Raw genomic sequence first — 9,425 nt, 5'->3', positions numbered from 1 at the left:
GGCCAGCAGGGCGGCGCGGCGATGGCCGGCGGGAGCGATGGCGGCGGCGACGGCTCCGCCTAGAACGATCTGGGAGAGGGAATCCATTCGCCGATGGTAATCGCGCATCACCCCGTAGAGCACGCCCTGCGTGGCTTCGCGGTGTCGACCATCCACGTAGAGCCACGCCCTGCGTGGCTTCGCGGTGTCAAACATGGTCGAAGCCACGCAGGGCGTGGCTCTACGCGGCCTGTCTGATGCCCTCGAGATGGGCCACCGTCTGCCCACGATGATCCAGCAGCCGCAGGGTGCCATCCGGGTCTTCGGCCAAGGCGGTCAGGCTTTCCACCCAATCCCCGTCATTGGCATACACCAGCCCGTCGCGTTCAACCAGGGCCGCGCGATGGATGTGCCCGCACACGACCCCGTCCAACCCGCGTCGGCGAACATCGTCCAGACCGGCCTGCACAAACCGTTCGATGTAGCGCTCGGCGGCACTGCTCTGCCGTTTGAGAAACTCCGACAACGACCAGTAACGCATCCCCAGCCGGCGGCGCGCGGCGTTGAGCAGGTGGTTGCCGGTGAGAATGCGGTAGTACAACCAGTCGCCAAACTTCTCCTGCAACCCGCCAAAGTGGGTCACGCCGTCGTAGTCGTCCCCGTGCACCACCAGCAGACGGCGACCGTCGGCGGTGGTGTGGATGGCGCGGCGGCGCACCTGCATGGCCGGCAGCATCAACCCGCACATCTGCCGCAGCGACGCATCATGGTTGCCGGGAATGTAGATGATCTCGGTGCCGGCGCGGCGCAGCGCATGCAGCGCTTCAATCACCGCGCTGTGCGAGGGCCGCCATGCGGCGCGCCGGTGCGCCAGCCACCACAGATCAATGATGTCACCCACCAGGTACAGCTGGGTGCAGCGCAGCCCGCGCAGGAACTGCGCCAGCTCGGCCGCATGGCAGTGGCGCGAGCCCAGGTGCACATCGGACAGGAACACCGCGCGACGGTGCGGCGGCAGCAGGGTCACCGGCTTCATGCCTGCACCTCCGCCGGGCGCAGGTAGCGCTTGCGCTTGTTCGGGCGGATCGCGTGCAGGTCGACCTCGATCAGCCCGTCGATGGAATCGCTGAAGTCGGGGTCCACCCCGAAGGCGAGGAAGCGCGCGCCGCCGGGTTCGCACAGGTCGGTGTACTGCCGGTACAGGGTGGGCACGCCGGTGCCGAGCGCGGCCAGATTGGCCTTGAGCACGTCGAACGCCGCGCCGGCATCCAGCTCGCCGAAGCTCGGTGGCGCAGCAAAGTACTGGAACGGCCGGTTCGATTCGGCCAGTCCGGACTGCGCACCGTAGTAGCGCTGGTAGTACGCCACCAGGTGTTCACGAGCCTCGCGCGGCAGCGCGGCGCTGATCGACACCGCACCGAACAGATAGCGGATGCCCGGTCGACACTGCAGGTAGGCGCCGATGCCCTGCCACAGGTAGTCCAGGCTGCGGCTGCCCCAGTAATCCGGGACCACGAAGCTGCGGCCCAGTTCGAGCCCTTCGGCAATGCGCGGGATGGCGTCGTCGGAGTAGCGGAACAACCCCGCGCAGTAGAGACCGGCCAAGCCGTCGCGGGCCAGGGCCTGCGCGCCGCGCATGATCCGGTAGGCACCGGCGACGCGCTGGGCGGCACCGTCCCAGATCACGATGTGTTCGTAACGAAGGTCGAAGGCGTCCAGGTCGCGGCTGCGGCCGGTGCCTTCACCCACCTGGCGGAAGGTCAGTTCGCGCAGCCTTCCCAGTTCCAGCAGCAGCGGACAGTCGACGCCACAGCGGGCCAGCAGGATCTGCTTGCCGTCGCCGGTGTGGCCGAGCACCGTGGCCGCGGCGATGGCGCGGGCCACCTGCACCGGGGCCATCGGGGCCGCCAGCGGCTCAGGTCCAGGCGGTGCAGCCGCGACGGTCTGCGCGCCGCGCCCCAGAGCGTAGAGGGCCTGCCGCACCGCCTTGAGCTGCTGCCCGGCCTCACCCTCTGCCAGCGTCATGGGGGTACCGATGCACAACCGCAGCGGCCGCCCGCGGCGGGCAAACATCTCCCGCGCCAGCAGCGCGGTGCCGGCCGGTTTGAACAGCGTGGAGGCACCATAGAAAAAAGCGGAATTGCGCGCCTGTACCCGCACTGGCAGCACGGGCGCGGCGGCGGCGCGGGCGAAACGGACGAAGCCGCGCTGCCAGCGCCCGTCGCGTATGCCCTGCAGCGAGAGCCGCGACACCTCACCGGCCGGAAACACGATCACGCACTGCTCGGCCGCCAGCGCCTGCTCCACCGCCTGCAGGCTGCCGCGCTGGACCTTGCCACCCAGCATGCGCACCGGCAGCAGCAGGTCCTGCAGCGGGCCGATGGCTCCGAGCAGGTCGTTGGCCACGATCCGTACGTCCCGCCGCACCCGGCCCACCGCATCCAGCAGCGCCAGGGCATCCAGCGCCCCGGACGGGTGGTTGGCCACGATCAGCAGGCGGCCGGTGGCCGGGATGCGGGCCAGTTCGCTCGGGTCCACCTGGTAGCGGCTGCCCAGGAAATCGAGTCCCGCGGCCACGAAGTCAAAGCCACGCACGCCGGCATGGTGGCGAAGGAAGGCATCCACGCGATCCAGCCGCGACCAGCGCCCCACCCCGCGCAGCAGCGGGCGGGCCAGGTGCCCGCGGCGACCGCGGAACCAGTCGGGAAAACGTTGCTGCAGACGCTGTTCGAGTTCCTGCATGGCGGCCCCCTCGGACGAATGGTTGAAGCAGGCCGTAGAGCCACGCCCTGCGTGGCTGCGGGGGCCAGGCAGGGTCGAAGCCACGCAGGGCGTGGCTCTACGTCAATTCCGGCGAAGCCTGAACCCGGGACGCGGCAGTCAGGTGGCGGTTTGGCGGCAGATTGATGACACGGTGGAGCCCAACGGCCGTCACGCGGATGGAACACTGGCCCCCGATGCTGGGCTCTAATGCCGCAACCACGGCCTTTACGGGCGGGCACACCGGCTTAACCACGGGCAACCCCTGCTGGGCCACAATGCAATGGCGCGCAGTGCCGTGTATCATGCGCGCCCATCTTTCCATCCGAATCAAAGGATATTACGCCTGATGTCCAGCTACCTGTTCACCTCCGAATCGGTCTCCGAAGGCCATCCGGACAAGATTGCCGACCAGATCTCCGATGCGGTGCTGGACGCGATCCTGACCCAGGACCAGCGCGCCCGCGTTGCCTGCGAAACCATGGTCAAGACCGGCGTGGCCATCGTGGCCGGTGAAATCACCACCTCGGCCTGGATCGACCTGGAAGCGCTGACCCGCAAGGTGATCCTGGACATCGGCTACAACAGCTCCGACGTCGGCTTCGACGGCGCGACCTGCGGCGTGCTGAACCTGATCGGCAAGCAGTCCCCGCACATCGCCCAGGGTGTTGACCGCAAGAAGCCCGAAGAAATGGGTGCTGGCGACCAGGGCCTGATGTTCGGCTACGCCACCAACGAGACCGACAGCTACATGCCGGCCGCGATCCACCTGTCGCACCGTCTGGTCGAGCAGCAGGCCAAGATCCGCAAGAAGAAGAACTCGGCGCTGTCGTGGCTGCGTCCGGACGCCAAGAGCCAGGTCACCCTGCGCTATGAGAACGGCGAAGTGGCAGCGATCGACGCGGTGGTGCTGTCGACCCAGCACGCCCCGGGCATCAAGCAGAAGGACCTGATCGAGGCCGTCCGCGAAGAGATCATCAAGCCGGTGCTGCCGGCCAAGTGGCTGCACAAGGGCACCAAGTTCCACATCAACCCGACCGGCAAGTTCGAGATCGGCGGCCCGGTGGGCGACTGTGGCCTGACCGGCCGCAAGATCATCGTCGACACCTACGGCGGCTGGGCCCGTCACGGTGGTGGTGCGTTCTCGGGCAAGGATCCGTCGAAGGTGGACCGTTCGGCCGCCTATGCCGCGCGTTACGTCGCCAAGAACGTGGTTGCCGCTGGCCTGGCCGACCGTTGCGAAGTGCAGGTCTCCTACGCCATCGGCGTGGCCGAGCCGACCTCGATCTCGGTCACCACTTTCGGCACCGGCAAGATCAGCGATGACAAGATCGAGAAGCTGATCCGCAAGCACTTCGACCTGCGTCCGTACGGCATCATCAAGATGCTGGACCTGATCCACCCGATGTACCAGCAGACCGCCGCTTACGGCCACTTCGGCCGCAAGCCGAAGGAGTTCAGCTACCTCAACGGTGCTGGCGAAACGGTCAACGCCACGGCCTTCTCGTGGGAGAAGACCGACCGCGCCGACGCCCTGCGCGCCGACGCCAAGCTGAAGTAAGAAATGGGCCGCGCAAGCGGCCCTTTTCTTACGGGTAGAGCCGACCGTTGGTCGGCTGGCCACGCGCAGCGTGGCACCGATCCAAACCGGAAGGGCCGCGCAAAGCGGCCCTTCTTTCTGCCGGATAGAATCGCCGCATGACCACCGAACTCAAGTCCCACCAGCTGTCCATGACCGTGCTGATGACGCCGGACATGGCCAATTTTTCCGGCAAGGTCCACGGCGGCGCGGTACTGCGCCTGCTCGACCAGGTCGCCTACGCCTGCGCCAGCCGCTATGCCGGCCGCTACGTGGTCACCCTGTCGGTCGACCAGGTCACCTTCCGCGAGCCGATTCGCGTGGGCGAACTGGTGACCTTCCTGGCCTCGGTGAACTACACCGGCACCTCGTCGATGGAGATCGGAGTCAAGGTGGTCGCCGAGGACATCATGAAGCGCAGCGTGCGCCACGCGAACAGCTGCTTCTTCACCATGGTCGCAGTGGATGACGACGGCAAACCCACCCCGGTGCCGCCGCTGGAACTGGACAGCAGCAACCAGCGCCGCCGGCACGCCGCCGCGCTGATCCGTCGACAGCTGCGGGCGGAAATGGAGCAGCGCCAGCGGGAGTTGCTGGCGTCGAATCCGCCGTCGGCCGAGGGGTGAGCGATCACGACCAACGGTCGTGATCTACCGGGTGTACCGGAAGGTGGCGATGATCGGTATGTCCGACGGTGGCGATGATCGATGTATCGGACGGCGGGGATGATCGGTAGGTCACGACCGTTGGTCGTGACCGCGCTCAACCCGTATTCTGCACGCCCTGCGACACACCATTCACGCACGCCACCAAGGCGCGCAACACCTCGTCATCTTCGCCGCCGCTCTCGCGCCAGCGCCTGAGCAGGTCCACCTGCAGCACGCTGATCGGGTCCACATACGGATTGCGCAAGCGGATCGACAGCGCCAACCGCTGATCATGCTGCAGCAGCGTGCCCTGCCCCGTCAGCGCCAGGATCAACTTGCCGGTCAACGCCAGTTCCTGCTCGATCTGCGGGAAGAAGCGCGCGTGCAGCGGACCGGACAACTGCGAGAACTGCTCGGCAATGGTGATGTCACCCTTGGACAGCACCATCGCGATGTCGTCCAGGAAGGTGCTGAAGAACGGCCAGTCACGCGCCATCTCGTGCAGGGTTTCCTCATGACCTGCATCAAGCGCCGCCTGCAGACCACTGCCCACCCCATACCAGCCGGGGATCACCGCGCGCGCCTGGCTCCACGCAAACACCCACGGTATCGCGCGCAGATTGCCCAGCGCCGCATCCTGGCCCAGCCGGCGTGACGGGCGCGAGCCCAGGGTCATGCGCTCGATCACATCGATCGGCGTGGCCAGCCGGAAGTACTGCATGAAGTCCGGCTGGCCGACGAAGGCGCGATAGGCCGCCGCGCTGTGCTCGGCGATCAGGTCCATCACCGGCCGCCACTGGTCTTCGCGCGGCTCGGGCGCACGCGGGCGCAGGCTGGAGCGCAGCACCGCGCCGGTGGCCTGCTCCAGCGAACGCAGAGCCAAGGCGCGGATGCCGTATTTGCGGTGGATCACCTCGCCCTGCTCGGTGACGCGCAGGCGGCCGTCGATGCTGCCGCGCGGCGAGGCATCCACCGCGTGGGTGGTCTTGCCACCGCCGCGGCTGATCGAACCGCCACGCCCATGGAAGAAGGTCAGGCGGATGCCGGTTTCAGCCGCCACTTCCAGCAGTTCGACCTGTGCCCGCTGCAGGCCCCAGCGCGAGGCGGCGATGCCGCCGTCCTTGCCGCTGTCCGAGTAACCCAGCATCACCATCTGCACGTCATCGCGCGCGCGCAGGTGGGCGCGGTACACCGGGTCGGCGAGCAGGTCGCGCAGCGTGTCGGTGCCGCGCTTGAGGTCGTCCACGGTTTCAAACAGCGGCGCGATATCCAGTGGTACGGCACCTTCCTCGTTGACCAGGCCGCCACGACGCGCCAATGCAAGCACCGCCAGCACGTCGCTGCGGTCATGGGCCATGGAGATGATGTAACTGCCGAGCGCGTCGGTGCCATGGCGCTGGCGTGCATCGGCCAGTGCGGCAAACACCGCGTCCAGGCGCTGCCCGCCTTCTTCGGTGCTGGGCGGCAGCGGCTGTTCGCCGCTGGCGAACGGAGCCAGACGTTCGGCGCGCGCCAGCGCGTCAGCGTTGTCCCAGGCCTCCTGTCCGTCCAGCACGCTGGCCAGTGCACGGCCGTGCACGCTGGATTCCTGGCGCACGTCCAGCCGCGCCAGATGGAAGCCGAACGTGCGCACGCGCCACAGCAGGCGGCGCACGGCAAAGCCGCCGGCGTGGTCGCCCTTGTTGGCATGCAGGCTGTCCAGGATCAGCTGCAGGTCGTGTTCGAGTTCGTGCGGGCCGGCATACGCACCATCGGCATCATCCAGTGTCGCCTGCACGCGTGCGCGCATGCGGTCGTTGAGCAGGCGGTACGGCATGTCGGCGTGGCGCGGGCGCGAGCTGACCTTCGGCAGCAGCTGCTGGTAGTGCGCGACCTGCGCCTGCAGCGCATCGCTCACGCCGACCCGCTCGGTGCTCTGGCTGAGCAGGCTGGCCAGCTGCAGCAGGTCCTTCTGGTAGCGCCCCAGCACCGCCTGGCGCTGCGCATCAAGCGTGTTGCGGATGGTGCGGGCATCGACGTTCGGATTGCCGTCCATGTCACCGCCGACCCAGGTGCCAAAGCGCAGCAGGCGCGGCAGCGGCAGGGTCTGCCCGTAGGTGTCCAGCAGCGCCTGCTGCAGCGATTCGTAAAGCACCGGCATCACCCGGTACAGCACCTGTACCAGGTAGAAGCCGACGTGCTCGCGTTCGTCGTCCACGGTGGGCCGCACCGGCGAGGAATCGGTGGTCTGCCACGAGGCGGTAAGCGCCATGCGGAAGCGGGCGGCATCGGCCGCTGCTTCGCCCGGGGTGCGCTGACCGTCCAGCGCATCCACCAGGCTGGCCACCATCAGCTGTTCTTTTTCCAGCAGCGCACGGCGCACCGCTTCGGTGGGATGCGCGGTGAACACCGGTTCGATGTCGATGCGTGGCAACCACTGCGCCAGCTCGTCGAGGGTCACGCCCTGGGCTTTCAAGTGCTGCAGCGCGTCCTGCAGACTGTCCGGCTGCGGCGCGGCGGTGCCGGCGCGCTGGTAGTCGCGACGACGGCGGATGCGATGCACACGCTCGGCGATGTTGACCACCTGGAAGTAGGTGCTGAAGGCGCGCACGGTGGCTTCGGCTTCGGCCGGGGCCAGGTCCTGCAGTGCCGCGCTGAGGTCGCTGAGCGGCGCACCGCTCTCACGCCGGGCGATGGCGCGGGTGCGGATCTGTTCGATGTGTTCGAAGAAATCTTCGGATACCTGCTCGACCAGAAGATCGCCGACCAGCGCGCCAAGTCGGCGCACGTCGTCACGCAGGGGAATGTCCGGGGTGGCAAACACGATGCTGCTGCGGTATTCGTTCATCTGCGACGCATGGGCCTGAAGGAACGGAATCCGGTCAAGCGTAACGCAGATTGTGGGCCGCATATCGGCGCGCAAAAGGTTTCATCTGCAAGCGCAGGGCGATTGCGCTGTTCGTGCATCGCCCCCTGAGGGGCGATGCACGCGTCCGTCATTTCTTTTTGATCGGCTGGCCGGGGCCGATGGTGCTTTCCAGCCAACGTTCGCTTTCGGCGAGCATGGTCATGATCGACTCACGGGCGCGGTAGTGGTGCGATTCGTTGGGCAGCATCACCAGGCGCGACGTACCTCCCAGGCCTTTCACCGCCGAGAACATGCGCTCGCTCTGCATCGGGAAGGTGCCGGAGTTGTTGTCGTCCTCGCCGTGGATGAACAGGATGGGATCCTTGATGTTGCCGGCATAGTTGAACGGCGACATCGCCAGATAGACCGGCTGGGCCTGCCAGTAGTTGCGCTCCTCAGCCTGGAAGCCGAAGGGGGTCAGCGAGCGGTTGTACGCGCCGCTGCGCGCGATGCCGGCCTTGAACAGGCGCGTGTGCGCCAGCAGGTTGGCGGTCATGAACGCACCGTAGGAATGCCCGCCGATGGCGATGTGATCGCGGTCGGTGACGCCCCGGCGCACCACTTCTTCCACCGCGGCCTCGGCGTTGGCTATCAGCTGCGGCAGGTAGGTGTCGTTGGGTTCCTTGTCGCCTTCACCGATGATCGGCATTGACGGGCTGACCAGCACGGCATAACCGGTGGCCAGGAACGCCTGCGGACCCCAGTAACCCACTGCGTTGAAGCGGTATGGCGAGTCGGTGACCTGGCTGGCCGCGGCAGCGGTTTTGAACTCGCCCGGATACGCCCACATCAACAGCGGCAGCGGCCCGTCCTTCTTCGCGTTGTAGCCCGGGGGCAGCATCAGCGTGGCGGTAAGGTCGACGCCGTCGTTGCGCTTGTAGCGGATCTGCTCCTTGCTCACCCCTCGCAGCTGCGGCAGCGGGTGGGTGAACGCGGTCAGCGCGCGCGGCGCGGCCGCCGCGTCGGTCAGCGACTGCACGTAGTAGTTGGCCGGCTCATCCGGCGACTCGCGGGTCAGCAGCAGCGAGGTGCCTTCCTGGTCGAGCAGCGCCTGCGGCACCGCATAGCCGGGAGCCTGCGAATGGAACAGACGGGTGGTCTGGCGGCTGTCCAGATCGAAGCGGTCCACGAACGGACGGTCGCCTTCCGGCGAGGCACCCTGGCCGTACAGGAAGATGCTGCGGCCGTCGGCACTGGTCTGCAGGCGGCCACGGCCGTTGACATCGCGCACCATCCCGGGACGGCCCGGATCGTTGTAGCGATCCTGCGAGGAACGTTCCACCAGCAGCTGCGGCTCGGTTTCCGGATGGTCCGGGGCGATGCGCCACTGCTTCACCGTGCGGCTCTTCCACCATGACTCGTTGAGCAGAGCGAGGTCGCCGCGCCCCCAGTGGATGCCGGCATAGCGGCTGCCCAGCTGCGCCAGGGTCTGCGGCGGGCGGTCGAACGGTGCGGCCTGGGTCAGCACCGCGTCGCGCACCTTGGTGTCACGGGCGGGGTCGCCACCGTCCTGGGCCTCGGCCCAGACCAGGGTCGCGGGCGCGTCGGCGCGCCAGCTGACCCGGCGCACGCC

The 9,425-nt window shown here is 67.6% G+C and carries 7 protein-coding genes; 2 read left to right on the top strand and 5 right to left on the bottom strand.

Going from position 1 to position 9,425, the window contains the following annotated elements:
* From EGJ34_RS22555 to EGJ34_RS18440, 3 genes are all read right to left on the bottom strand, one after another.
* Positions 1 to 195: hypothetical protein (locus EGJ34_RS22555; protein WP_148100521.1), on the bottom strand; the 195-nt coding region annotated here is incomplete at its 3' end.
* Between the two features lie 25 nt (positions 196 to 220).
* Entirely contained in the window at positions 221 to 1,015 is a 795-nt protein-coding gene (locus tag EGJ34_RS18445) for a UDP-2,3-diacylglucosamine diphosphatase (protein ID WP_125361920.1), read from the bottom strand.
* Positions 1,012 to 2,721 (bottom strand): lysophospholipid acyltransferase family protein, encoded by a 1,710-nt coding sequence (locus EGJ34_RS18440; RefSeq protein WP_125361919.1) that lies wholly within the window; start codon positions 2,719 to 2,721, stop codon positions 1,012 to 1,014. The genes EGJ34_RS18445 and EGJ34_RS18440 overlap by 4 nt, the downstream gene beginning before the upstream one ends.
* A gap of 367 nt (positions 2,722 to 3,088) precedes the next feature.
* Between EGJ34_RS18440 and metK the strand changes: the two genes are divergently transcribed.
* Together metK and EGJ34_RS18430 are read left to right on the top strand one after the other, a co-directional pair.
* Positions 3,089 to 4,300, top strand: coding sequence for a methionine adenosyltransferase (gene metK, locus EGJ34_RS18435; RefSeq protein ID WP_125361918.1), 1,212 nt, complete (start codon positions 3,089 to 3,091; stop codon positions 4,298 to 4,300).
* A 137-nt stretch (positions 4,301 to 4,437) separates the two neighbouring features.
* Positions 4,438 to 4,944 (top strand): acyl-CoA thioesterase, encoded by a 507-nt coding sequence (locus EGJ34_RS18430; RefSeq protein WP_125361917.1) that lies wholly within the window; start codon positions 4,438 to 4,440, stop codon positions 4,942 to 4,944.
* Positions 4,945 to 5,080: 136 nt separating this feature from the next.
* Here the strand turns inward: EGJ34_RS18430 and ppc are convergent, their stop codons facing one another.
* On the bottom strand, positions 5,081 to 7,792 hold the full coding sequence (gene ppc / locus EGJ34_RS18425; protein ID WP_125361916.1) for a phosphoenolpyruvate carboxylase: 2,712 nt from the start codon (positions 7,790 to 7,792) through the stop codon (positions 5,081 to 5,083).
* A 148-nt stretch (positions 7,793 to 7,940) separates the two neighbouring features.
* Positions 7,941 to 9,425: prolyl oligopeptidase family serine peptidase (locus EGJ34_RS18420; protein WP_148100520.1), on the bottom strand; the 1,485-nt coding region annotated here is incomplete at its 5' end.

Source organism: Stenotrophomonas sp. 278 (assembly GCF_003935715.1).
Taxonomy (GTDB): Bacteria; Pseudomonadota; Gammaproteobacteria; order Xanthomonadales; family Xanthomonadaceae; genus Stenotrophomonas; species Stenotrophomonas maltophilia_AH.
The sequence above is the reverse complement of the archived record's forward strand: the minus strand, read 5'-3'. Positions and strand labels throughout refer to the sequence as shown.